The following is a 22,526-nucleotide window of genomic DNA, read 5'->3' on the forward strand; positions in this document are numbered from 1 at the left end:
GGCCGGGTCAGATCCCGAACGTGTTCCGCGGATAGGCGGCGTTGACGTCGGTGATGATGTTGACCAGGTAGGGCACGCCCGAGGCGAAGGCGCGGTCGAGGGCGGGGCCGATCTCCCGAGGATCGGTCACCGTCTCGCCGGCCCCTCCCAGCGCGCGGACGACGCCGTCATAGGAGGTGCTGGGTGCGAGGTCGGCGGCCACGTCGTAGCCGTACAGCATCTGCATCGGCCCCTTCTCCAGGCCCCAGGCCGAGTTGTTGCCGCAGACCATGACGACCGGAAGGTCCTGGCGCACCAGTGAGTCGACGTCCATGAGGGAGAAGCCCGCGGCGCCGTCGCCGAGGAGCAGCACCACCTGCGCGGAGGGCCGCACCAGTCGTGCCGCCATCGCCGCACCCAGGCCGGCGCCGAGGCAGCCGTACGGGCCGGGGTCGAGCCAGCCTCCGGGGCGCTTCGGCTCGACGAACTTGCCGGCGAAGCTGACGAAGTCGCCGCCGTCCCCGACCACGACGGCGTCGTCGGCAAGCCGCGGCACCAGCTCACCGTAGATGCGGGCCGGATGCACCGGGTCCGCCTCGGCGCGCAGCAACTCGGCGTCACGGGCCGCGGCGGCGGCCACCGTCTCCTGGAGGCCTGCCACCCAGGTGCGCCAGTCCCGCGGTCCGACCCGGTCGACAGCGGTGCCGATCTCGGTCAGCACGAGCGACAGGTCGCCGTACGCCGACCCGGCGAGCTGGGCGTGGCCGCTGACCTGCCCCGCGGAGTCGGCGAGGTGCACCACCTGGGCGGCGGGGGCGCCGTCCTTGCCGCCGAAGACGCCGTAGCCGAGCCGGAAGTCGAGTGGCGTACCGACGACGATGACGAGGTCGCTGGTGCCGAGCGCCTGGCCACGTGCCTTGGTGACCAGAAGCGGGTGGCCGCCCGGCACGATGCCGCGCCCCATGCCGTTGGTGATGGCGGGCAGGCCGAGGGACTCCACCAGCGCGAGCGCCGCCTCCTCGGCGCCGTCGGCCCAGACGTCGGTCCCGAGCACGAGCACCGGCCGCTCGGCAGCCGCCAGCAGGCGGGCGATCGCGCCGATGGCATCGCTGTCGGGTGCCTGGCGCTCACGAGCGGCCGGCCCGTCGTACGACGTCTGCGCGGAGTTGAAGAACTCGTCCATCGGCACATCGACGAAGACCGGGCCGCGGTGGGAGGAGCCGGCAACGGTGAACGCCTCGTCCATGCCGGCGGTCACGTCGGCGGCGGTCGGCAGGGTCCGGGCGAGCTTGGAGACCGGTGCCAGGATCGGCGGCTGGTCGAGCTCCTGCAAGGAGCCCGTGCCCCAGCGGTTGGCCGGAGCACGACCGCCGACGACCACCATCGGCGAGCCGGCGAACTGGGCCTGTGCGATGGCGCTGACGCCGTTCGTCACGCCCGGCCCGGCGGTGAGCACGGCCAAGCCGGGAGTCCGGGTGAGCTTGCCGGTCGCCTCGGCGGCGAAGGCCGCGGTCTGCTCGTGGCGGACGTCCACCAACCGCATCGGCGGGTCGGCCTTCACCGCGCCGTCGTACATCGGGAAGACATGGGCGCCGGAGAGGGTGAACATGTTCTCGACCCCGTGCGCCCGGGCGACGGCGACGGCGAGCTCGCCGGCGTGCCCGGAGAGAGAGGACGGGGATGTGATCTCGGTCATGTGTCCGAGACTACGGGCTCACACTCAGTGTTTGCGGGGAGACAGGTGTGCCGGGTTGCTGAGTCGCAGCGCGTCGACCAGCACCAGGAGCTGGTCCGCGCGGTCCTTCGGGCGTCGGGAGCCGAGGGAGAGCTGCAGGTGGAGCGCGCGGAGGAAGGCCTGGGGGAGCAGGGTGAGAGGGTAGGGATTCTCGTCGTCGTACGCCGGTGTGGCGGCCTCCGCGATGCGCTGCGTCCAGGGCTCGAAGAGCTCGAGCGGCACCAGGTCGCGGCGCAGGATCCGTAGCGTCGCGGCGGCCAGCCGATCGGGCTCGCCCGCCTCGATCACCATGCCTGTCGGCAGCACGACACGCTCCCCGAGCACGTCGAGGAGGACCGTGAGCTCGGCCAGGTCCAGGTGGGGCGAGTCGGCGATGGCTCCGATCGCGTCCGAGCCGTGGGCCAGCGCATGTGCCCAGCCCTTGCCGGGCACGAAGCCGCGGAGATCGCGCTCCCCGAGGAACCAACCGGCGAGCCGGTCGCCCCAGGTGAGGATGCGGTCGGCAGTGAGCGCTCCGGTCCGGTTGTCCCGCTCGATGCACTCGGTGAGCACCAACGCGGAGTAGCTCCGCCTGAAGACGCTGTCGGTGCCGACCTCCCCGAGCCCCCGCTCCAGGCCGGCGGCCATGCCGTCGCCCAGCCCGGGCAGCAGGTCGTCGTAGACCCCGCGGCTGATCCAGCCGGCAAGCACCTCGTAGGCGGTGCGGTCACGACGACCGGGGTCGGTGCTGCCGAGCATCGCGGTCAGCTCGGCGGTCAGGTCGTCCAAGGGCCGGTCGGGTGGGACGCGGAGCCCGCTGGCTCTCACCTCGTCCCAGTACGCCGATGCCATGGACACCAGTTTGCCAGCCCGAGGCGGTCGACGCCGAAAGCCCGCCGACTCTCCCCAACGCCGCGCGCCCACTGCCGACGTACCCACCGAACTGGTCACCGGCTCCGGCGGAGGCCGACCAGTTCGGCTGGCGCGTCGTCTCTATGCTGAGGCCATGGCGACCCTGGACGACCTCGTCGAGTCCCGCACCGACCTGGATGCCGACGACGTGGTCTGGCTGCACCGGCTGACCGCCGACTGGCAGATCATCGCCGACCTCGCCTTCGCCGATCTGGTGCTCTGGCTCCCGGACCGCGACCGCTCCGGCTTCTGGGCGGCCGGTCAGATGCGCCCGACGACCGGGCCGACGGCACTGCACGACGACGTGGTCGGCACCTTCGTCGCCTGGAACAAGGACCACATGCTGCGGCGGGCCTTCGAGCACGGGCGGCTGGTGCGCGAGGGAGACCCGGAGTGGCGCTCCGACATCCCGGTCCGGGTGGAGACGATCCCGGTGCGACGTGGTGATCGGGTGATCGCGGTGGTTGCTCGCAACACGAACCTGCTCGGCGTACGCACGCCCAGTCAGCTGGAGCTCGCCTACCTGGAGGCGGCCGCCGACCTCAACCAGATGATCGAGCGCGGCAGCTTCCCCAGCACCGGCGCGCGCAGCGCCCATGCCGACACCCCGCGGGTCGGTGACGGCTTTGTGCGGATCGACGCAGAGGGGCGCGTTGCCTATGCCTCACCGAATGCTCAGAGCGTGTACCGCAAGCTCGGTCATACCGGCGACCTCACCAGCCACGTGCTGGCCGACCTCACCCGGCAACTGGTGCCCCCGAAGCTCCGCCCCGACGAGGAGACGCTCAGCGCCGTCCTGGGCGGCCGTGCGCATCGCGACACCGAGATCGACGCCGACGGGGTCAGCCTGATCGCCCGGGCGATCCCGCTGCGTCCACAGGGAGAGCACAGCGGCTCGCTCGTGCTGCTGCGCGACGTCACTGATCTACGCCGCCGTGACCGTGAACTGGTCACCAAGGACGCCACGATCCGCGAGATCCACCACCGGGTGAAGAACAATCTGCAGACGGTGGCCGCCCTGCTCCGTCTCCAGGCACGCCGCATGAACAACCCGGACGCGAAGAGCGCCCTCGAGGAGGCGGTACGCCGCGTCGGATCGATCGCCATCGTCCACGAGACCTTGAGCCAGGCGGTGGAGGAGAACGTCGACTTCGACGAGATCGTCGAGCGTCTGGGCCACATGGTGACCGACGTGAGCACGGTGGGGGAGCAGGTGCGCGTGGAGCGGGTCGGCAGCGTAGGCGTGCTCCCCTCGGAGACGGCGACGGCGCTGGCGATGGTGATCACCGAAGTGCTTCAGAACGCGGTCGAGCACGGCTATCGGGACGGCGACACCGGCCGGATCCGCTTGGTCGCCGACCGCCTGGTCGGTCGCCTGCACCTGGTGCTGGAGGACGACGGCTGCGGTCTCCCCGCCGGGTTCGACCTCGACACCAGCACCAGCCTCGGGCTCTCCATCGTGCGTACGCTGGTCGAGTCCGAGCTCGGTGGCATCCTGGCGATCGAGCCGGCGCACCCGCCGCTTAGCCACGGCACCCGCGTCACCCTCGACCTGCCGCTCGCCTGAGAGCGGCGGAGATCAGGCGGTCCGCACCCGGGCTCGCGCGTTGCGACGCTTCAGCGCGCGCCGCTCGTCCTCGCCGAGGCCGCCCCAGACGCCGTGGTCCTGTCCCGCCTCGAGCGCCCACGCGAGACACTGCTCGCGCACGTCGCAACGACGGCACACCTGCTTGGCCTCCTCGATCTGGAGGATGGCCGGACCGGTGTTGCCGATCGGGAAGAACAGCTCCGGATCCTCGTCGAGGCATGCGGAACGATGGCGCCAATCCATGGCCGGGGAACTCCCTCTGGTTGCGGTGGTCGCCCTGTGGTGAGGGCGCGGGAAAAAGATCTGGGCGCGGGCAGGTCAGGTGACCCATCACGGGCGCACGGACAAGATTCGCAAGAGAAGCGCCGGTAGACAACCCCTTCGCGAGGTCACTTTGGTCACAGATACGCTCTGATCCGTGAAACATCCCGTCGCCGCACCGCCCGCACCCCTGGTCGTGGCCCTCTCTCTCGCCGCGATCGAGGGCGTGCTCCTCATCGGCTACGGGATCCTGGAGCTGGCCAACACCGTGGGATCCAGGCCGGCAGTCGGGCTCACCACCGCCGCCTTCTTCGGCCTGTACGGCGCGGGCCTGGTCTTCTGTGCCTATGCGCTGCACCGCGGCAGCTCCTGGGCGCGCAGCCCGGTCCTGCTGGCTCAGCTCATCCAGCTCGGCGTGGCGTGGAGCTTCCGAGGCGGCAGCACCGTGGCGGTGGCTGCGGCACTGCTGACGGTCGCCGTCGTGACGCTGATCGGGCTCCTGCATCCGCAGAGCATCGACTACCTCTCCGACGAGGAGTAGCTCAGCCCGGCTCCTCCATCGCCTCGCGCAGGTGCGCGATCGTGCGAGTCAGCAGCCGAGAGACATGCATCTGGCTGATCCCCACCTCGGTGGCGATCTGCGACTGCGTCATGTTCTTGAAGAAGCGCAGCATCAGGATGTTCTTCTCCCGGGGCGGAAGCGCCGCCAGCAGCGGCTTGAGCGACTCGCGCAGCTCCACGTGCTCCAGACCGTCGTCCTCGACGCCCAAGGTGTCCAACATGGTGAGCGCGCCGTCCTCGGAGCTGTCGCCGGCGTCGAGGGAGAGTGTGGAGTAGGCGTTGCCGGACTCCAGCCCGTCGACCACGTCCTCGACCGAGCAGCCGATCGCCTCGGCCAGCTCGGAGGCGGTCGGGGAACGACCGAGAGACTGCGTGAGCTCGGCGGTGGTGGAGCTGATCCGCATCCGCAGCTCCTGGAGCCGGCGTGGCACGCGGATCGCCCAGCCCTTGTCGCGGAAGTAGCGCTTGATCTCACCGATGATCGTCGGCGTCGCGTAGGTCGAGAACTCGACCCCACGCTCGAGGTCGAAGCGGTCGACCGCCTTGATCAGGCCGATCGTGCCGACCTGCACCAGGTCCTCGTAGGGCTCGCCGCGGTTGCGGAACCTGCGGGCGCAGTGGTCGACCAGCGGAAGGTGCAGCCGGATCAGGTCGTTGCGTACCGCCTCATGCCGATGTGCTGCCTCCGGGTCGCTCAGCTCGGCGAAGAGCGCTGCGCTCCGGGCCTTCACCGCGGCGAGCTGGGTCTCGGGCGGGCTGCCGCTCTCGTCAGTCATCTCGGCCCCTCAGAACGCGGCCAGGGACACGATCGTGAACGTCACCACCAGGTGGCCGTCCTCGACGTCGCTGGCGGCATCGACGGTCAGGGCAGAGAGCACCTGCCAGGCGAAGTCGTCGCGCTCGACCGGTGCCGGGTCGGTGACCGGTCCGCTGACGCGCACGGTCAGCCGGCCCTCGCCGAACGCGAAGGCGGTCGCGAGCGTGCCCCCGGGAGTCGCCTGGGCCAGCACCAGCCCGGCGGCCTCACTGATCGCCATCCGCAGGTCTTCCAGGTCATCGACGGTGAAGTCGAGCCGAGCGGCCAGGCTCACCGCGGTGGCGCGGAGGACGGAGACGAAGGCTGCTTCGGCGGGCAGGCTCAACTCGGCATCGGGACGCATGGGACCAACCTTGCCAGAACGAGTCCCCGGCAAACGCAGCGGCGGCGGTGGAGTCACGAGAACTCCACCGCCGCCGCCGGGGAAAAGAAGCTGACTCGCGTCAGCTTCGTTCCTCAGCCCTTCTTCGTCGCCCAGAAGATCTCGGCGATCTCGTCGATCTTGGCGAGCAGCTGGTCGGCCGCCTCGGCGTCGAGCGTGCCCTTGGTGCCGCCGGCGCCGGCGAGCTTGGTCGCCTCGTTGACGAGGGTGTGCAGCTGCGGGTAGGCCTCGAAGTGCGGGGGCTTGAAGTAGTCGGTCCACAGCACCCAGAGGTGGTGCTTGACGAGCTCCGAGCGCTCCTCCTTGATGATCAGGGCGCGGGTCCGGAAGTCCGGGTCGTCGTTGTCGGCGACCTTGGCGATGAGAGCCTTGATCGACTCGGCCTCGATGCGGGCCTGGGCGGGGTCGTAGACACCGCAGGGCAGGTCGCAGTGAGCCTGGACCTCGAGCGTGGGGGCGAACAGACGCGCAAACATGCGTGACAACCTCTCGGCAGGGGGATGAGTCGTACTGATGCGACACTACTCCGCATGCGCGACGGGGCGAAGCGTGGTGTCCAGGGTCGGCGACGATGGGGGTTCGCCGTCGTTCGCGGTCGCTCCATGGAGCCCACTCTGCGAGGCGGCGACCGGCTACTGGTGCGGCATGGCGCTCGACCGGCGCCTGGCGACCTGGTGGTCGCCCGCTTCCCCGATGGGGCGATCGTGGTGAAGAGGGCCGTGGAGATGAGGCCGACGCGCTCCGGGAGCCCCGGCTGGTGGTTGCTCAGCGACAACCCCGCCGAGGGCGTGGACTCCCGTCATCGGGGCGTGATCCCCGCTGACGACGTACTCGCGGTGGTACGGCGTCGGGTCTGGCCGTTCCACAGGTGGGGCAGGGCAGGAGGCGTGGCTCCCGTGTGACAGGATGGTGGGTTGGGAAGACCCCCTCGGTCCCATTCGTTTCTCACGCCCGACATGCGTGCCTCGCGACGGACCTCACGTCCACCCGCCCCGCAGACCGAAAGCCGCCCCATATGCCCTCCTCCGCCGATCAATCCACGACGCACCCCTTTGCCGGTGATCCGGTCTTCGACCTGCACCTCGGCGGCAAGATGCGGATCCAGTCGACCGTAGAGCTCGACGGTGCGGAGGTGCTCAGCCTCGCCTACACGCCAGGTGTGGCACGCGTGTGCGAGGCGATCGCGGAGGACCCGGAGAACACCCGGCACTACACCTGGGTGCCCAACACGGTGGCGGTCGTGACCGACGGTACGGCGGTGCTCGGGCTGGGCGACATCGGCGCGCCCGCTGCGATGCCGGTGATGGAGGGGAAGGCGGTCCTCTTCAAGCAGTTCGGCGACGTCGACGCAGTGCCGATCTGCCTCGACACCACCGACACCGAGGAGATCATCGAGACGGTCGCTCGGCTGGCGCCCTCCTTCGGTGGCATCAACCTGGAGGACATCTCCGCACCGCGCTGCTTCGAGATCGAGGAACGGCTCAAGGAGCGGCTGGACATCCCCGTCTTCCACGACGACCAGCACGGCACCGCCGTGGTCGCCCTGGCAGCACTCAAGAACGCGCTGCGACTGACCGATCGCGACCCGGCGCTGACCCGCGTCGTCATCTCCGGAGCGGGAGCGGCCGGGGTGGCGGTCACCCGGATCCTGCTCGAGGCGGGGATCAAGGACATCGCAGTCACCGACCGGCAGGGCGTGCTCAACTCCGAGCGCTCCGACCTCACGCCGGTGAAGGCCGATCTCGCTCGCGACACCGCCGACAACTTCGGTCGCAAGGGCAGCCTGGCCGACGTGATGGTCGGCGCCGACGTCTACATCGGCGTCTCCGGAGGCACGGTGCCGGAGGAGATCGTGGCGACGATGGCGGACGACGCCATCATCTTCGGCCTGGCCAACCCGCACCCCGAGGTGCACCCCGAGGTCGCTCACCGCCATGCGCGGGTGGTCGCCACCGGTCGCTCGGACTTCCCCAACCAGATCAACAACGTGCTGGCCTTCCCGGGCATCTTCCGTGGCGCGTTCGACGTGCATGCCACCGCCATCACGGAGGGGATGAAGATCGCCGCCGCCGACGCTCTCGCGGACCTGGTCGGCGACGACCTCCACGAGAACCTCGTGATCCCCTCGCCGTTCGACCCGCGGGTCGGCCCGGCGGTTGCCACCGCTGTCGCCGAGGCAGCGCGCCGCGACGGCGTCGCCCGCCGCTGACGACCCGCTAGGGTCGGCACATGTTTGCTGTCTTTGCTGAGAAGTTCTCCTCCGACGACCCGCTGAGCGGCCTGGTGGTGGGCGAGCGTCCCGACCCGGTGGCCCCTGACGGATGGACCACGGTGACCGTGAGAGCTGCGTCGCTCAACCACCACGACCTGTGGTCGCTGCGTGGGGTCGGGTTGCGTCAGGAGGCGCTGCCGATGATTCTCGGCTGCGATGCGGCCGGTATCGACGCCGACGGCAACGAGGTCGTCGTGCACTCCGTCATCAGTCACCCGGACTGGAGCGGCGACGAGACCTTCGACCCGCAGCGCTCGCTGCTCTCCGAGCGGCATCAGGGCACCTTCGCCGATCAGGTCGTCGTGCCCCGACGCAACGTGGTGCCGAAGCCCGCCAGCCTCTCCTTCGAGGAGGCGGCGTGCCTGCCCACCGCGTGGCTCACGGCCTACCGGATGCTCTTCACGCAGGGCGGGCTCAAGGCGGGCGACACGGTCCTGGTGCAGGGTGCGGGCGGCGGCGTGGCGACGGCCCTGATCATCCTCGCTCGCGCGGCGGGGCTGCGGGTGTTGGCGACCAGCCGTGACGAGGCGAAGCGGTCACGGGCGCTGGAGATCGGTGCTCATGACGTCTTCGAGTCCGGGGCGCGACTCCCCATCAAGGTCGACGCGGTCATGGAGACCGTCGGCCGCGCCACGTGGTCCCACTCGATTCGGGCCCTGCGCCCCGGCGGCGCGATCGTCATCTCCGGGACGACGTCGGGACCGCAGCTCGACGACGCCGAGCTGACCCGGATCTTCTTCCTGCAGCTCCGGGTCATCGGTTCCACCATGGGCACCCGAGCGGAGCTCGCCTCGCTCACCCAGATGCTCGACGCCACCGGCACTCGCCCGTTGATCGACAGGGTCCTGCCGATGACCGACGCCCGCGACGGCTTCGCCGCGATGGCGCACGGCGACGTCTTCGGCAAGATCGTCTTCACGCGGTGAGTCGCACCCATCTCGTCACGGGCGCCGGCTCGGGAATCGGGCTGGCGCTGGCGCGGCTCCTGCGCGAGCGGCAGGACACGCTCGTGCTCCCGGTCCGGAGCAGGGCGCGGGTCGAGCAGTTGCGCGACGAGTTCGCGGAGCCGGGTCTGGTCGTCCTCGATCTGGCCGACACCGCGGCGCTGCCCGACGCCCTACGGCAGGCGCATCTGCCGAGCCGTCTCGACACCGTCGTGCACGCGGCCGGCGTGGTCGAGCTGTCGTCGGTCGCCGACCAGCCCGACGAGGGCCTCCGCGAGCAGCTGGAGGTGAACCTGGTGGCGCCGATGCTGCTCACCCGGGCCTGCCTGCCGGCGCTGCGGCGTACCCGCGGCACCGTCGTCTTCGTCAACTCCGGCGCCGGCCTGGTGGCCAACCCCGAGTGGTCCGCGTACGCCGCCTCGAAGTTCGGGCTGCGGGCGTTCGCCGACTCGCTGCGTGCGGAGGAGGCCGCCGCCGGGGTCCGGGTGACCTCGGTCTTCCCGAGTCGCACCGCCACACCCATGCAGGCGCTGGTTCACGAGCAGGAGGGCCGGGCCTACGATCCCTCGCACTTCATGTCGGCGGAGTCTGTGGCCGCGACGATCCTGCATGTGCTCGACCTGCCCGAGGACGTGACGATCCCCGAGGTCAGCCTGCGTTCGCGCTGACCTCGGGGATCGTGGGGCACTGCGGTGCTGCTCAGTCCTCCGGGTCGTCGAGCCGGGCCAGCCAGGTGGCCAGGCGCTCGACGGCCGTCTCGAACTCCGGATGCGTGTCGGTGAACTCCTGGAGCCGGTCGGCGAGCCAGGCCAGGGTGACCTCCTCGTCACCCCGGCGCTTCTCCAGCTCCTCGATGCCTCGGTCGGTGAAGTACATGACGGCTCAGGCGAACGCGGCGGAGATGAGCACCTGCTGCTCCTCCAGGTGGCGCTTGCTCGTGCCGACCGCCGGCGAGGACGAGGCGGGCCGGGTCACGGGCTCGACGGTGATGCCCAGCTCCGGCCACACGTTGAGTGCGTAGTAGGGCCACGGACCCATGTTGGCCGGCTCGTCCTGCACCCAGCGGATCGTCTTCAGGTTGGGGTACTTCGCCATCTCCTCGCGGAGCAGCTCGTCGGGGGACGGGTAGAGGCACTCCACCCGAGCGATCGCGAACCGCTGCGCGTTCTCGTGCCCGCCCCGCGCCTTCATCAGGTCCCAGGTGATCCGGCCCGAGCAGAGCAGCAGCGTGTCGACGGCGTTCGGGTCCTCGACCTGGTCGCCGATGAGCCCGCGGAAGGAACCGGTGGTGAAGTCCTCCGGCCGCGAGGCGGCCTCCTTGCGCTTGAGCATCGACTTGGGCGTGAAGACCACCAGGGGGCGGTGCTCCTCGCCGAGCGAGTGCCGGCGCAGCAGGTGGAAGTACGACGCCGGGGTCGAGGGCTGGGCGACCACGAAGGCGTCCTCGGCGCACATCGTCATGAAGCGCTCGATGCGAGCAGAGGAGTGGTCCGGTCCCTGGCCCTCGTAGCCGTGCGGCAGCAGCAGGACGACGCCGGACTGCTGGCGCCACTTCGCCTCACCGGAGGAGATGAACTCGTCGATCACGGTCTGGGCGCCGTTGACGAAGTCGCCGAACTGGGCCTCCCACAGCACGAGTGCGTCGGGCCGTGCCACGGAGTAGCCGTACTCGAAGCCGAGGGCGGCGTACTCAGAGAGCAGCGAGTCGTAGATGTAGAACCGGGCCTGGTCCTCGGTGAGGCTGGCCAGCGGCGTCCACTCGTCGGCGTTGTGCCGGTCGATGATGGTCGCGAACCGCTGCACGAACGTGCCGCGCCGCGAGTCCTGACCTGCCAATCGGACCGGGCGTCCCTCCATCAGCAGGGAGCCGAGGGCGAGGATCTCGCCGGTGCCCCAGTCGATCGGGCCCTCCAAGATGGCGCCCGCACGACGCTGCAGCTGCGGCATCACCTTCGGGTGGACGGTGAAGCCTTCCGGCGGGGTGACATAAGCGTCCGAGATCCGCTTCATCACGTCCGGGGAGACCGCGGTGATGGCCTCCCCGGCCGTCTTCTCCGGGTAGTCCGGCACGGTGGTCCACTCCGACGGCTGCGAGGTGGCCTCGCGGACCTCGGTGAAGACCCGCTCCAGCTGCTGCTGGTAGTCGCGGAGCACCTGCTCGGCCTCTTCGATCGTGATGTCGCCACGACCGATGAGCGACTCGGTGTAGAGCTTGCGCACCGAGCGCTTCTGCTCGATCAGGTCGTACATCAACGGCTGGGTGTACGACGGGTCGTCACCCTCGTTGTGGCCGCGACGGCGGTAGCAGACCAGGTCGATCACGACGTCCTTGTTGAACGCCTGGCGGTACTGGAAGGCGAGCCGCGCGACGCGAATGCAGGCCTCCGGGTCGTCGCCGTTCACGTGGAAGATCGGCGCCTGGACCATGCGGGCCACGTCGGTGCAGTAGAGCGAGGAGCGCGACGAGCCGGGGGAGGTGGTGAAGCCGACCTGGTTGTTCACGACCACGTGGATGGTGCCGCCGGTGCGGTAGCCGCGCAGCTGCGAGAGGTTGAGGGTCTCGGCAACGACACCCTGGCCGGCGAACGCCGCGTCGCCGTGCACCAGCAGCGGCAGCACCGGGAACTCCGCACCCCGGTCGAGCACGTCCTGCTTGGCGCGGGCGATGCCCTCGAGGACCGGGTCGACGGCCTCCAGGTGGGACGGGTTCGCGGCGACCGACACCTTGATCTTGTCGCCGGAGCCCGCGACGAACTCGCCCTCGGCGCCGAGGTGGTACTTCACGTCGCCGGAGCCCTGGACCGTGCGCGGGTCGATGTTGCCCTCGAACTCCCGGAAGATCTGGGAGTACTTCTTGCCGACGATGTTGGCGAGCACGTTGAGGCGGCCCCGGTGGGCCATGCCGATGCAGACCTCGTCGAGGGAGTTCTCGGCGGCGGCCTCGCAGATCTCGTCGATCACCGGGACGGTGGTCTCGCCGCCCTCGAGGCTGAACCGCTTCTGGCCGACGAACTTCGTCTGCAGGAAGGTCTCGAACGCCTCGGCCTGGTTGAGCTTGAGGAGGATGCGCAACTGCTCCTCGCGCGGCGGCTTCACGTGCGGCTGCTCGACGCGCTCCTGGATCCAGCGACGCTGCTCCGGGTCCTGGATGTGCATGTACTCGATGCCGATGGTGCGGCAGTAGGAGTCGCGCAGGATGCCGAGGATGTGGCGCAGCTTCATGAAGCGCCGTCCTTCGCCGCCGAACGAGCCGGTGGCGAACTCACGGTCGAGGTCCCACAGGGTCAGCCCGTGCGACTCGATCTCCAGGTCGGGGTGGCTGCGCTGCCGGTACTCGAGCGGATCGGTGTCGGCCATCATGTGGCCGCGCACGCGGTAGGCGTGGATCAGCTCGAGGATCCGGGCCTGCTTGCTGATCTCGTCGTCGTGGCTGGTCGCAATGTCGTTGCTCCAGCGGATCGGCTCGTACGGGATCCGCAGCGACCGGAAGATGTCGTCGTAGAAGCCGTCCTTGCCGAGCAGCAGCTCGTGGATCCGCTTGAGGAACTCACCCGACTGCGCGCCCTGGATCACGCGGTGGTCGTAGGTCGAGGTCAGCGTCATCACCTTGCTGATCCCGTTGCGGGAGATCGCCTCTTCCGAGGCGCCCTGCCATTCGGCCGGATACTCCATCGCGCCGACGCCGATGATCGCGCCCTGGCCCTTCATCAGCCGCGGCACGGAGTGCACGGTGCCGATGCCGCCGGGGTTGGTCAGCGAGATCGAGGTGCCCTGGAAGTCGGCCACGGTCAGCTTGTTGTTGCGCGCCTTGACGACGATGTCCTCGTAGGCGGTCCAGAACTGCGCGAAGTCCATGTCTTCGGCGGCCTTGATCGACGGCACGAGAAGCTGTCGGGAGCCGTCGGGCTTGGGCACGTCGATTGCCAGGCCCAGGTTGATGTGGGCCGGGGTGATCAGGTTGGGCTTGCCGTCGACCACGTCGAAGCCGACGTTCATCTCCGGCATGCTGCGCAGCGCCCGGACCAGCGCGTAGCCGATCAGATGGGTGAAGCTGACCTTGCCGCCGCGGGCGCGGGCCAGGTGGTTGTTGATGACCGTGCGGTTGTCCCACAGCAGCTTGACCGGGACGGTGCGTACGGAGGTGGCCGTCGGCACCGTGAGGGAGACGTCCATGTTGGCGGCCGTACGCGCGGGTGCGCCGCGCAGCACGGTGTAGGACGGCTGTGCGTCCGCCTCGGTCCGCGTGGTCTGCTTCGGCTCGCGGGGCTCGGGGGAGGAGGTGCCGCGAGCCGGCTCGGCCGCCTTGCCTGCGGGCCGCGGGCGAGCCACGGGGGCAGGTGTGGACGGCGTGGCTGCCGGGGCCGCCTGCGCGGCGGGTGCCGACGCCGCCGCGGGTGCGGCTGCAGGAGCTGCCGGCGCCGGCGTACTCGCCGTGGTGCCGTTGGTGGTCGAGGTCGTCGCCCCGCCCTTCCCCTCAGCGAAGTACGCCCGCCATTCGGGGCTGAGCTTGGACGGGTCTTGACGGTATTGGTCGAACATCTCGTCGACCAGCCATTCGTTGGCTCCGAAGTCCGTCTGGGAGTTGTTCTGAGAAGACTCAGCCACTGCTTGGTTCGCCTCTTCCGGATGCAGCTGATAAGTGAGCGGTGTCGGGCACCAAGGCTAGACCCCCGGTGGGTGAAATGCCGAAGCCGGTAGCCAATGTGTCCACGGTGTGTTCACCGGCACGGTCCGAGGTGCTGCTCGGAGCGTGCCGGAGACGTCGAAGGGGCGGCTCGAGCGCTGCTCGAACCGCCCCTTCGGAGCGTTGTCTCAGGCGATCACTTGCGGATCATCGCCTGGACGTCGCCGACCTTGATGTCGGCACCCTTGCCGTCCAACAGCTTGATCTGCAGGGCGATCACGCCCACACCGTTCTTGTTCTTGCGAACGACGTGGGTCTTGATGCTCGCGATGCCGATCGAGGAGAGCAGGCCGTCGAGGCCGTTGAGCACCGGGTTGAGCAGCTGGTCGAGGTCGATCTGCTGGCCGCCCAGGTAGATGTCACCCAGGTTGACCTTCGTCGAGCGGGTCAGCTTGCCGTACTTGTTGCGCTTGACCTTCGCCTGGCTGGAGATCGCGTTGACGACCAGTCCGTTGTTGCCGCCGACCACGATCTTGGCGGTCTCGGCGCGGGCGCCGGCGGTCGCCTTGCCGTGGCGCTTCTTGCCCTTGCCGAGCACCTCGGTGTAGACGCCGTCCACCTTCACGAAGCCCAGGCCGAGCAGGTCGACACCGGCAACGGACTCCTTGAGCCACTTGCCGTTCGTGCCCTCGCACTGGAGGGGCTGGTGCGACAGGTTGGCGGTCTGCAGGACGCCGTCGAGAAGCTCGGCGTGCAGAGCCGAGGCGTAGCCGCCGAAGCGACCCGGCTTGAGTCCCTTGACGATGCGGGCACGCGAGTGGCCGAGCTTGACGGTGATGTCGTCGTCGCTCTTCTTGCCGTCAAGGCCGTAGAGGCGGACCTCCAGCACGACGGAGTTCGACCAGGCCTCCTTCTTCTTCTTGATGCCGTAGGACTTGCCGAGGCGGATCTCGCCCAGGCCGGCGATCTTCAGGATGCCGTTGACGACCTGGTCGATCACGACGCCCTTGACCACGCCGTCGACGAGCAGGTCGATCAGCGTGCCGAGCGGGCTGGTGGAGGTGTTGAGCAGGTCATCGAGCAGCGGGATGCCGGTGTTGGCCTGGATGTCGAGGATGTTGTAGCCGTGCTTGGTCTGGAACTTGCCCTTCTTGTCCACCCAGGCGCGAGCCTCGCTGGAGAGCCCGGTGAGCTTCAGGTTCAGCGGCCCGATGCCGACCAGGTTGACGTCGGCCACCTTCGCGGTGGAGACCGTGCCCGCCTTCGTCCCCTTGGGGAAGCCGGCCTGGACGGCCTTCTTGCCCTTGCGAGCGAGGGTCTGGGTGTCGACGACACCCAGGTCGAGGAAGGTGCTCGTCGGCAGGACGTCGGCACCGACGAGAGCGGTGTCCATGCCCTTGTTCTTCAGCGTGCAGCCGACCCAGCTGTGTGCGGTCTTGTCCGAGGCCACGCCGAGCGCGCCGGCGGTGATCAGGGTGCCGTAGGCGTTGCCCGACATCCCGTATCGCGGCTGCTTGGCCTTCTTCTTGGCCACGATCTGATTGGTCGGCGCCGACGCGTCGACCGGTGCGGTCATCGCGAGCGTGCCCACCGTGGCGACGGCGGCTGCTGTTGAGGCGGCGAGGAACCGCCGCGCTGAAAGCTTCACTTTGTTCTCCCCATGATTTTCAACTGGTCAGTGACAACGACCTGGTCCCGAGGCTTGCTCCCGTGGCGCCGGTCCGCTGGGGACAACGACCCAGGGGCGGGAACGCTATGGCGATTGTCGCGCACGTTGGCCCATTCTGTCGTTGGTTCACCAGAATATGAACTCCGGGGTGGTTTGGCCGAAGTTCACAAAGAAGACAAAAGGCCTCGGTCTGCGAGGACCGAGGCCGTATGGGGCGGTTGTCCCGAAAGGACAACCTGGGCGCCTCCGGCAGGATTCGAACCTGCGGCACCTGGTACCGGAAACCAGTGCTCTATCCCCTGAGCTACGGAGGCATACGCCTGACGGCGCGTGGCGAAACACTACCGGGCGATACTCGCGTAAGTGAAACCGAGGGTCGCCGATAGGCTACGGGGGTGACCCCCGAACAGCTCTCCGCCGCCGTCGTCGATGCCCTGACCCACCTCATCGATGGCGGCGCGCTCACCCTTCCCGACGGCGCGCCGTCGGAGGTGGCGATCGAGCGACCGCGTCAGAAGGGTCACGGAGACTACGCCACCAACGTCGCGCTGCAGCTGGCCAAGAAGGCGGGGACGAATCCTCGGGCGCTGGCCGAGCTGATCGCCGCCCGCCTCGTTGAGGCGGACGGCATCGCCGGAGTCGACATCGCGGGACCCGGCTTCCTCAACATCACCGTGGACGCCGGAGCCCAGGGCGTGGTCGCCGGTCGGATCGTGACCGCCGGCGCGGCGTACGGCCGCTCCGAGAGCCTCACCGGCGAGCGGATCAACATCGAGTTCATCTCGGCCAACCCCACCGGACCACTGCACCTGGGGCACACCCGGTGGGCGGTGCTCGGCGATGCCATCGCCCGGGTCCTGTCCGCAGCGGGCGCGGAGGTGACGCGCGAGTTCTACATCAACGACCGCGGCGTGCAGATGAACCACTTCGCCGACTCGATCATCGCCGCGGCGCTGGGTCGGGAGAAGCCCGCCGACGGCTATGCGGGCGACTACATCGACGACCTGGCCCAGGAGGTCGGCGCCGCGAGCCCCGGTATCTTCGAGCTGCCGGAGCCGGAGCGGCGGTCCGCTGTCCGGAGGCTGGGCTACGAGATCCAGCTCAAGGAGCAGCAGGAGCAGCTGCGGAGCTTCAACACCCACTTCGACGTCTGGTTCTCCGAGCTCTCGCTGCACGAGTCCGGAGTCGACGGCGGTGTACCGCAGACGTTGGAGCGGCTGAAGGACCTCGGCCATGTCTACGAGCTCGACGGCGCGCTCTGGATGCGCACCACCGACTTCGGCGACGACAAGGACCGGGTGCTGATCAAGTCCGACGGCGAGCTGACCTACTTCGCCTCCGACACTGCCTACTACCTCAACAAGCGGGCCCGGGGCTTCGACCACTGCATCTATCTGCTGGGTGCCGACCACCACGGCTACGTGGGCCGGCTCAAGGCGATGGCGGCCTGCGTCGGCGACGATCCTGCACGGACCCTGAACGTCCTGATCGGGCAGCTGGTGAAGATCCTGCGCGACGGTCAGGAGCTCAAGCTCTCCAAGCGCGCAGGCACGATCGTGACGCTGAACGAGCTGGCTGAGGAGATCGGCGTCGATGCGCTGCGCTACTCGCTGGCCCGGTACCCGGCCGACTCGCCCTTGGTGCTCGACGTCGCCGAGATCACCAAGGCGTCCAACGACAATCCCGTCTACTACGTGCAGTACGGCCATGCCCGGACCTGCCGGATGACGGAGAACGCTCGCGACCTCGGGATGCGTGGCGCCACGGAGATCCTGGCCGACTTCGACCCGGCGCTGCTCGCCCATGAGCTCGAGGGGAAGCTGCTGCGCAGCCTCGCCGACTTCCCGCGGGTGGTCGCCAGCGCCGCCGAGCTGCGTGAGCCGCATCGCATCGCCCGCTATCTGGAAGACACCACGGCGGTCTTCAACAAGTGGTACGACACCAAGGAGTGCCGGATGCTGCCGATGGGCGACGAGCCGGCGGGTCCGGTCAACGAGGCCCGCCTGGTGCTGGTCGCCGCGACGCGCACGGTGCTCGCCAACGGACTCGACCTGCTGGGCGTCACCGCGCCCGAGCGCATGTGAAGGGATAGCGACGACTGATGCGCGCACACGAGGCCGGGTGGGCCCATGCCCCCGGCGCCCTGCGTGGCCCTGCCTGGCTGAGCCTCCCCGAGGACGTCAACGCTCTCGTGCCTCGACTCTGGTCGAACACGGCTGAGAAGGTCGGCGGGGTGCTCTCCGTCGGAGGCGTCGCGCTCACCGACCTCGTCGCCGAGCACGGCAGCGCCGCCTACGTGCTGGACGAGTCGGACTTCCGAGCGCGTGCGCGAGCCTTCCGCGACGCCTTCTCGGACTTCGACGTCTACTACGCCGGCAAGTCCTTCCTGTGTACGACGGTGGCTCGGTGGGTGGCGGAGGAGGGGCTCTGCCTCGACGTCTGCTCCAACGGCGAGCTGACGGTCGCGCTGCGCGCCGGGGTGGCCCCGGAACGTCTGGGCTACCACGGCAACAACAAGTCGACCGCCGATCTCGCGCGTGCCGTCGAGCTGCGGATCGGCCGGATCGTGGTCGACTCCTTCGACGAGATCGACCGGCTCGCCGGGCTCACCCGCGAGCTCGGCGTCACCGCACAGGTGATGGTGCGGGTCACGGCGGGCGTGGAGGCGCACACCCACGAGTTCATCGCCACCGCGCACGAGGACCAGAAGTTCGGCTTCTCGATCTCCTCGGGCGACGCCTTCGAGGCCGCCCGCCGGGTATTGGAGGTGCCCGGCCTGCACCTGCTCGGGCTGCACTCCCACATCGGCAGCCAGATCTTCGACACCTCGGGCTTCGAGGTGGCTGCCCGCCGGGTGCTGGCCCTGCACGCCCGGATCGGTGCCGAGCTCGGTGCCGAGCTGCCCGAGATGGACCTCGGCGGCGGCTTCGGCATCGCCTACACCACCCAGGACGACCCGACCACGCCGGCCGTGCTGGCCGAGCAGCTCGGCGCCATCGTGGAGCAGGAGTGCGCCTCGCTGGGCATCGAGCGTCCGCGGCTCTCGATCGAGCCGGGTCGAGCCATCGTGGGGCCTGCGATGTGCACCGTCTACACGGTCGGCACGGTCAAGCAGGTGGCGCTGGACGGCGGTGCGCGGCGTACCTATGTCTCGGTCGACGGCGGCATGAGCGACAACGTGCGCACCGCGCTGTACGACGCCGACTACTCCTGCACACTCGCCTCGCGTGCCTCGACAGCGGCCCCGGTGCTCGCCCGCATCGTCGGCAAGCACTGTGAGGCCGGCGACATCGTGGTGAAGGACGAGTTCCTGCCGGCCGACATCACCCCCGGCGACCTGGTCGCCGTCCCGGCCACCGGCGCCTACTGCCGGTCCATGGCCTCCAACTACAACCACGCCCTGCGGCCGCCGGTGATCGCGGTCCGCGACGGCGTCGCGACGGTGATCGTCCGTCGCGAGACCGAGGACGACCTGTTGGCCACGGATGTGGGCGCACATGAGGGAGCAGCACGATGAGTGACGAGAAGACGCTGCGGGTAGCAGTGCTGGGATGCGGATCGGTCGGCTCCCAAGTGGTCCGTCTGCTCACCGAGCAGGCCGAGGACCTCACCGCGCGCGCCGGCGCCCGGCTGGAGCTGGCGGGTGTCGCCGTACGTCGCCTCGACGCGCCGCGGGAGGCCGAGGTCCCCGAGGGGCTGCTCACCACCGACGCGCTGGGCCTGGTCACCCGGCCCGACATCGATCTGGTCGTGGAGGTGATCGGCGGTCTCGAGCCCGCACGCGAGCTGATCCTGGCCGCGCTGGCCAACGGCGCCTCCGTGGTCAGCGCCAACAAGGCACTGCTCGCCGAGGACGGCGCCACCCTCTTCGACGCTGCCGCGAACGCCGCGGGTGGGGCCGGTCGTGACCTCTACTACGAGGCGGCGGTCGCCGGCGCGATCCCGATCCTCCGCCCGCTGCGCGAGTCGCTGGCCGGCGACCGGGTGACGCGGGTGCTGGGCATCGTCAACGGCACCACCAACTTCATCCTCGACAAGATGCACACCAGCGGCGCCGGCTTCTCCGAGGCGCTCGACGAGGCGCAGCAGCTCGGCTATGCCGAGGCCGACCCGACGGCCGATGTCGAGGGGTTCGACGCCGCTGCGAAGGCGGCCATCCTGGCCAGTCTCGCCTTCCACACCCGGGTGACCGCCAACGACGTGCACCGTGAGGGCATCGCCGAGGTGACGGCAGCAGACGTGGCGTCGGCGCGCGAGATGCGGTCGGTGGTGAAGCTGCTGGCGATCTGCGAGCTCCGGGAGACCGCGAGCGGTCCTGCCGTGAGCGCCCGCGTGCACCCCGCCATGATTCCCGACACCCACCCGCTCGCCTCCGTCCGTGAGGCCTACAACGCGGTCTTCGTCGAGTCCGAGGCTGCCGGTCAGCTGATGTTCTACGGCCCCGGCGCCGGCGGTGCGCCGACCGCGTCCGCCGTCCTCGGCGACCTGGTCGCGGCGGCGCGCAACCGCATCTCCGGCACCCGAGGCGTCGCCGACTCCAGCTACGCAGACCTGGCCGTTCTCCCGATGGGGGAGACGGTCACCCGCTACCACGTGGGCATCGACGTGGAGGACCGCGCCGGAGTCCTGGCGACCGTGGCGGCGGCGTTCGCCGAGCACGGCGTATCGATCCAGACCGTCCGTCAGGAGGGCCGGGGTGAGGACGCCCAGCTGGTGGTCGTCTCGCACCGGGCGACGGACGCCCAATTGTCCGCAACGGTCGAGCACCTGCGCGGGATGGACATCGTTCGTGACGTCACCTCGGTGATGCGCGTGGAAGGAGAGGGCGACTGATGGCCCACCAGTGGAGAGGCGTGATCGAGGAGTACCGGGAGCTGCTGGAGATCCCGGCCGGCACGCCTGCGGTCACCCTGGGCGAGGGGGGGACGCCGCTGGTCGAGTCGCGCTGGCTCTCCGGGCTCACCGGCGGTCAGGTCTGGCTGAAGGTCGAGGGTGACAACCCCACCGGCTCCTTCAAGGATCGCGGCATGACGGCAGCGCTCTCGGTAGCCGTGCACGAGGGCGCCGAGGCCGTGGTCTGCGCCTCGACCGGCAACACCTCCGCATCGATGGCCGCCTACGCGGCGAAGGCTGGGATCAAGGCGCTGGTGCTCGTTCCCGAGGGCAAGATCGCCGCCGGCAAGATGGCTCAGGCGATCATGCACGGCGCGCAGATCACCATGGTGCGCGGCAACTTCGACGACTGCCTGCGGATGTCACGCGAGCTCGCCGACAAGTACCCGGTCGCGCTGGTCAACTCGGTCAACCCGGTGCGTCTCGAGGGGCAGAAGACCGCCAGCTTCGAGATCGTCGACCGCCTCGGCGACGCCCCCGACGTGCACCTGCTGCCGGTGGGCAACGCCGGCAACATTTCGGCGTACTGGAAGGGCTACAAGGAGTACGCCGAGCAGGGGCGGGCCACCAAGCGCCCGGTGATGCGGGCCTTCCAGGCAGAGGGCGCTGCGCCGCTGGTCACCGGCAAGCCGTTCCCCAACCCGGAGACCAAGGCGACGGCGATCCGCATCGGCAACCCCGCGTCCTGGGACCTTGCGGTTGCTGCGGCGACCGAGTCCGGTGGGCGCTTCGCCTCGCGCAGCGACGAGCAGATCCTCGCGGCGCAGCGTGCGCTGGCCAGCAACGACGGGGTCTTCGTGGAGCCGGCTTCCGCGATCGGCGTCGCCGGTCTGCTCGAAGAGCTGGACCAGGGGGAGTCGTATGCGGGCAAGACGGTGGTCATCACCGTCACCGGCCATGGGCTGAAGGACACCGTCACGGCGTTGGAGGGCTTCGGCCCGTTGGAGAAGGTCGTCATCGACGCCGACGTCGACGCGGCTGCGGCCGCTGCCGGCCTGCGCTGATGTCGGAGTTCGTCGCCGGCGCGGTGCACGTCCGCGTGCCTGCGACCTCGGCCAACCTCGGCCCCGGCTTCGACACGCTCGGCCTTGCCCTGGAGCTGTACGACGATCTGGTCGCCGAGGTGGTGCCCGAGGGCCTGCAGGTCGAGGTCACCGGCGCTGGTGCCGGGGAGGTGCCGCTCGACGAGACCCATCTGGTGATCCGGTCGATGCGGCTGGCCTTCGACGCGATGGGGGTGGAGCCCTCCGGACTCCGGGTGCGGTGCACCAACCGGATCCCGCATGCCCGCGGCCTCGGCTCCTCCTCGGCTGCGATCGTCGGAGGCATCGGGCTGGCGCGGGCGCTGGTGGTCGACGGTGTCGAGCGGCTGAGCGACGACGGCATCCTGCAGCTGGCCGCCTCCGAAGAGGGGCATCCCGACAACGTGGCTCCCGCCGTGGGCGGCGGGTTCGTGGTCGCTGGCCAGGACGGTGAGGGCTTCTACTCGGTCGCCTCGCCGGTGCACCCAGCGGTGACGGCCGTGGCGTTCATCCCGCCGCATCCGCTGTCGACCGAGGTTGCTCGGGGGCTGCTCCCGGCGACCGTGCCGCACTCCGACGCGGCTACCAATGCCGGACGCGCGGCGCTGCTGGTCGCGGCGATGAGCGTGCACCCGGAGCGCCTGCTCACGGCCACCGCCGACCTGCTGCACCAGGACTACCGCGAGACTGGCATGCCTGCCTCCTTGGCTCTCATGCGCGCTCTGCGCGCCGACGGACACGCCGCGACGATCTCCGGAGCGGGGCCGACGGTGCTGGTCCTGACCACGTCGGACGCGGTCGAGGCTCTGCTCGCCCGTTGCCCCGAGGGCTGGCAGGCCCAGCACCTGGCCATCGCGTCCGGCGGCGTGCACCAGGTCCGCTGACGCC

At 69.7% G+C, this 22,526-nt stretch carries 20 protein-coding genes and 1 tRNA gene; 11 read left to right on the plus strand and 10 right to left on the minus strand.

Going from position 1 to position 22,526, the window contains the following annotated elements; all coding sequences use genetic code 11:
• Nucleotides 1-7: 7 nt before the first annotated feature.
• On the minus strand, nucleotides 8-1,675 hold the full coding sequence (locus DNK54_RS19765) for an acetolactate synthase (RefSeq protein ID WP_110208734.1): 1,668 nt from the start codon (nucleotides 1,673-1,675) through the stop codon (nucleotides 8-10).
• 24 nt (nucleotides 1,676-1,699) lie between these two features.
• Nucleotides 1,700-2,545, minus strand: a complete 846-nt coding sequence (locus DNK54_RS19770) for a DUF2785 domain-containing protein (RefSeq protein WP_110208735.1) — start codon at nucleotides 2,543-2,545, stop codon at nucleotides 1,700-1,702.
• A gap of 154 nt (nucleotides 2,546-2,699) precedes the next feature.
• On the opposite strand from DNK54_RS19770, the gene DNK54_RS19775 reads away from it, so the two are divergent.
• A complete protein-coding gene (locus tag DNK54_RS19775) occupies nucleotides 2,700-4,172 on the plus strand; it encodes a sensor histidine kinase (protein WP_110208736.1) in 1,473 nt (490 codons plus the stop codon).
• Nucleotides 4,173-4,184: 12 nt separating this feature from the next.
• Here DNK54_RS19775 and DNK54_RS19780 read toward each other — a convergent pair whose 3' ends face one another.
• Entirely contained in the window at nucleotides 4,185-4,436 is a 252-nt protein-coding gene (locus DNK54_RS19780) for a WhiB family transcriptional regulator (protein WP_110208737.1), read from the minus strand.
• Nucleotides 4,437-4,611: 175 nt separating this feature from the next.
• Between DNK54_RS19780 and DNK54_RS19785 the strand changes: the two genes are divergently transcribed.
• Entirely contained in the window at nucleotides 4,612-4,995 is a 384-nt protein-coding gene (locus tag DNK54_RS19785) for a hypothetical protein (RefSeq protein ID WP_162602569.1), read from the plus strand.
• A 1-nt stretch (nucleotide 4,996) separates the two neighbouring features.
• Here the strand turns inward: DNK54_RS19785 and DNK54_RS19790 are convergent, their stop codons facing one another.
• The 3 genes from DNK54_RS19790 to sodN form a co-directional block, all read right to left on the minus strand.
• Nucleotides 4,997-5,791: an RNA polymerase sigma factor SigF gene (locus tag DNK54_RS19790; RefSeq protein ID WP_110208739.1), complete on the minus strand. Its 795-nt coding sequence runs from the start codon at nucleotides 5,789-5,791 to the stop codon at nucleotides 4,997-4,999.
• A 9-nt stretch (nucleotides 5,792-5,800) separates the two neighbouring features.
• Entirely contained in the window at nucleotides 5,801-6,175 is a 375-nt protein-coding gene (locus tag DNK54_RS19795; RefSeq protein ID WP_110208740.1) for an ATP-binding protein, read from the minus strand.
• Between the two features lie 113 nt (nucleotides 6,176-6,288).
• Nucleotides 6,289-6,690, minus strand: a complete 402-nt coding sequence (gene sodN / locus DNK54_RS19800; RefSeq protein WP_110208741.1) for a superoxide dismutase, Ni — start codon at nucleotides 6,688-6,690, stop codon at nucleotides 6,289-6,291.
• A gap of 54 nt (nucleotides 6,691-6,744) precedes the next feature.
• Between sodN and DNK54_RS19805 the strand changes: the two genes are divergently transcribed.
• From DNK54_RS19805 to DNK54_RS19820, 4 genes are all read left to right on the plus strand, one after another.
• A complete protein-coding gene (locus tag DNK54_RS19805) occupies nucleotides 6,745-7,116 on the plus strand; it encodes a S24/S26 family peptidase (protein WP_110208742.1) in 372 nt (123 codons plus the stop codon).
• A gap of 113 nt (nucleotides 7,117-7,229) precedes the next feature.
• Nucleotides 7,230-8,423 (plus strand): NAD(P)-dependent malic enzyme, encoded by a 1,194-nt coding sequence (locus DNK54_RS19810; RefSeq protein WP_110208743.1) that lies wholly within the window; start codon nucleotides 7,230-7,232, stop codon nucleotides 8,421-8,423.
• Nucleotides 8,424-8,443: 20 nt separating this feature from the next.
• The gene (locus DNK54_RS19815) at nucleotides 8,444-9,412 is read left to right on the plus strand and encodes a zinc-binding dehydrogenase (RefSeq protein ID WP_110208744.1); all 969 of its coding nucleotides are present in this window, start codon (nucleotides 8,444-8,446) and stop codon (nucleotides 9,410-9,412) included.
• Nucleotides 9,409-10,098 (plus strand): SDR family oxidoreductase, encoded by a 690-nt coding sequence (locus DNK54_RS19820; protein ID WP_110208745.1) that lies wholly within the window; start codon nucleotides 9,409-9,411, stop codon nucleotides 10,096-10,098. Before DNK54_RS19815 ends, DNK54_RS19820 begins: the two co-directional genes overlap by 4 nt.
• 31 nt (nucleotides 10,099-10,129) lie before the next feature.
• On the opposite strand, the gene DNK54_RS21365 is transcribed toward DNK54_RS19820, so the two are convergent.
• The 4 genes from DNK54_RS21365 to DNK54_RS19835 all read right to left on the minus strand — a co-directional run bounded on the left by DNK54_RS21365 (nucleotide 10,130) and on the right by DNK54_RS19835 (nucleotide 16,037).
• The gene (locus DNK54_RS21365) at nucleotides 10,130-10,306 is read right to left on the minus strand and encodes a DUF6104 family protein (protein ID WP_204164720.1); all 177 of its coding nucleotides are present in this window, start codon (nucleotides 10,304-10,306) and stop codon (nucleotides 10,130-10,132) included.
• Between the two features lie 6 nt (nucleotides 10,307-10,312).
• Complete coding sequence (locus DNK54_RS19825) at nucleotides 10,313-14,035, minus strand: multifunctional oxoglutarate decarboxylase/oxoglutarate dehydrogenase thiamine pyrophosphate-binding subunit/dihydrolipoyllysine-residue succinyltransferase subunit (protein WP_204164721.1); 3,723 nt, start codon at nucleotides 14,033-14,035, stop codon at nucleotides 10,313-10,315.
• A 215-nt stretch (nucleotides 14,036-14,250) separates the two neighbouring features.
• Complete coding sequence (locus DNK54_RS19830; protein ID WP_110208747.1) at nucleotides 14,251-15,702, minus strand: hypothetical protein; 1,452 nt, start codon at nucleotides 15,700-15,702, stop codon at nucleotides 14,251-14,253.
• A 262-nt stretch (nucleotides 15,703-15,964) separates the two neighbouring features.
• Nucleotides 15,965-16,037: transfer RNA gene (locus tag DNK54_RS19835), tRNA-Arg, on the minus strand.
• Between the two features lie 81 nt (nucleotides 16,038-16,118).
• Here DNK54_RS19835 and argS point away from each other — a divergent pair.
• Genes argS through thrB form a run of 5 tightly spaced genes read left to right on the plus strand, consistent with a single transcriptional unit; the run spans nucleotide 16,119 to nucleotide 22,522 of the window.
• The gene (gene argS, locus DNK54_RS19840) at nucleotides 16,119-17,807 is read left to right on the plus strand and encodes an arginine--tRNA ligase (protein WP_110208748.1); all 1,689 of its coding nucleotides are present in this window, start codon (nucleotides 16,119-16,121) and stop codon (nucleotides 17,805-17,807) included.
• 14 nt (nucleotides 17,808-17,821) lie between these two features.
• Nucleotides 17,822-19,240, plus strand: a complete 1,419-nt coding sequence (gene lysA, locus DNK54_RS19845) for a diaminopimelate decarboxylase (protein WP_420846388.1) — start codon at nucleotides 17,822-17,824, stop codon at nucleotides 19,238-19,240.
• The gene (locus tag DNK54_RS19850; protein ID WP_110208750.1) at nucleotides 19,237-20,556 is read left to right on the plus strand and encodes a homoserine dehydrogenase; all 1,320 of its coding nucleotides are present in this window, start codon (nucleotides 19,237-19,239) and stop codon (nucleotides 20,554-20,556) included. Before lysA ends, DNK54_RS19850 begins: the two co-directional genes overlap by 4 nt.
• Complete coding sequence (gene thrC / locus DNK54_RS19855; RefSeq protein WP_110208751.1) at nucleotides 20,556-21,620, plus strand: threonine synthase; 1,065 nt, start codon at nucleotides 20,556-20,558, stop codon at nucleotides 21,618-21,620. Before DNK54_RS19850 ends, thrC begins: the two co-directional genes overlap by 1 nt.
• Nucleotides 21,620-22,522: a homoserine kinase gene (gene thrB / locus DNK54_RS19860; protein WP_110208752.1), complete on the plus strand. Its 903-nt coding sequence runs from the start codon at nucleotides 21,620-21,622 to the stop codon at nucleotides 22,520-22,522. The genes thrC and thrB overlap by 1 nt, the downstream gene beginning before the upstream one ends.
• Nucleotides 22,523-22,526: the final 4 nt, after the last annotated feature.

The organism is Nocardioides daejeonensis, assembly GCF_003194585.1.
In the GTDB taxonomy this organism is placed as follows: domain Bacteria; phylum Actinomycetota; class Actinomycetes; order Propionibacteriales; family Nocardioidaceae; genus Nocardioides; species Nocardioides daejeonensis.

What these genes read in the sequence shown, in the direction of transcription:
- DNK54_RS21365 (WP_204164720.1), bottom strand. Translation starts at nt 10,306, where the DNA reads ATGTACTTCACCGACCGAGGCATCGAGGAGCTGGAGAAGCGCCGGGGT.
- DNK54_RS19850 (WP_110208750.1), top strand. Translation starts at nt 19,237, where the DNA reads ATGAGTGACGAGAAGACGCTGCGGGTAGCAGTGCTGGGATGCGGATCG.
- DNK54_RS19795 (WP_110208740.1), bottom strand. Translation starts at nt 6,175, where the DNA reads ATGCGTCCCGATGCCGAGTTGAGCCTGCCCGCCGAAGCAGCCTTCGTC.
- DNK54_RS19815 (WP_110208744.1), top strand. Translation starts at nt 8,444, where the DNA reads ATGTTTGCTGTCTTTGCTGAGAAGTTCTCCTCCGACGACCCGCTGAGC.
- sodN (WP_110208741.1), bottom strand. Translation starts at nt 6,690, where the DNA reads ATGTTTGCGCGTCTGTTCGCCCCCACGCTCGAGGTCCAGGCTCACTGC.
- DNK54_RS19790 (WP_110208739.1), bottom strand. Translation starts at nt 5,791, where the DNA reads ATGACTGACGAGAGCGGCAGCCCGCCCGAGACCCAGCTCGCCGCGGTG.
- thrC (WP_110208751.1), top strand. Translation starts at nt 20,556, where the DNA reads ATGGCCCACCAGTGGAGAGGCGTGATCGAGGAGTACCGGGAGCTGCTG.
- DNK54_RS19770 (WP_110208735.1), bottom strand. Translation starts at nt 2,545, where the DNA reads ATGGCATCGGCGTACTGGGACGAGGTGAGAGCCAGCGGGCTCCGCGTC.
- DNK54_RS19775 (WP_110208736.1), top strand. Translation starts at nt 2,700, where the DNA reads ATGGCGACCCTGGACGACCTCGTCGAGTCCCGCACCGACCTGGATGCC.
- DNK54_RS19780 (WP_110208737.1), bottom strand. Translation starts at nt 4,436, where the DNA reads ATGGATTGGCGCCATCGTTCCGCATGCCTCGACGAGGATCCGGAGCTG.
- DNK54_RS19805 (WP_110208742.1), top strand. Translation starts at nt 6,745, where the DNA reads ATGCGCGACGGGGCGAAGCGTGGTGTCCAGGGTCGGCGACGATGGGGG.
- DNK54_RS19810 (WP_110208743.1), top strand. Translation starts at nt 7,230, where the DNA reads ATGCCCTCCTCCGCCGATCAATCCACGACGCACCCCTTTGCCGGTGAT.
- DNK54_RS19765 (WP_110208734.1), bottom strand. Translation starts at nt 1,675, where the DNA reads ATGACCGAGATCACATCCCCGTCCTCTCTCTCCGGGCACGCCGGCGAG.
- thrB (WP_110208752.1), top strand. Translation starts at nt 21,620, where the DNA reads ATGTCGGAGTTCGTCGCCGGCGCGGTGCACGTCCGCGTGCCTGCGACC.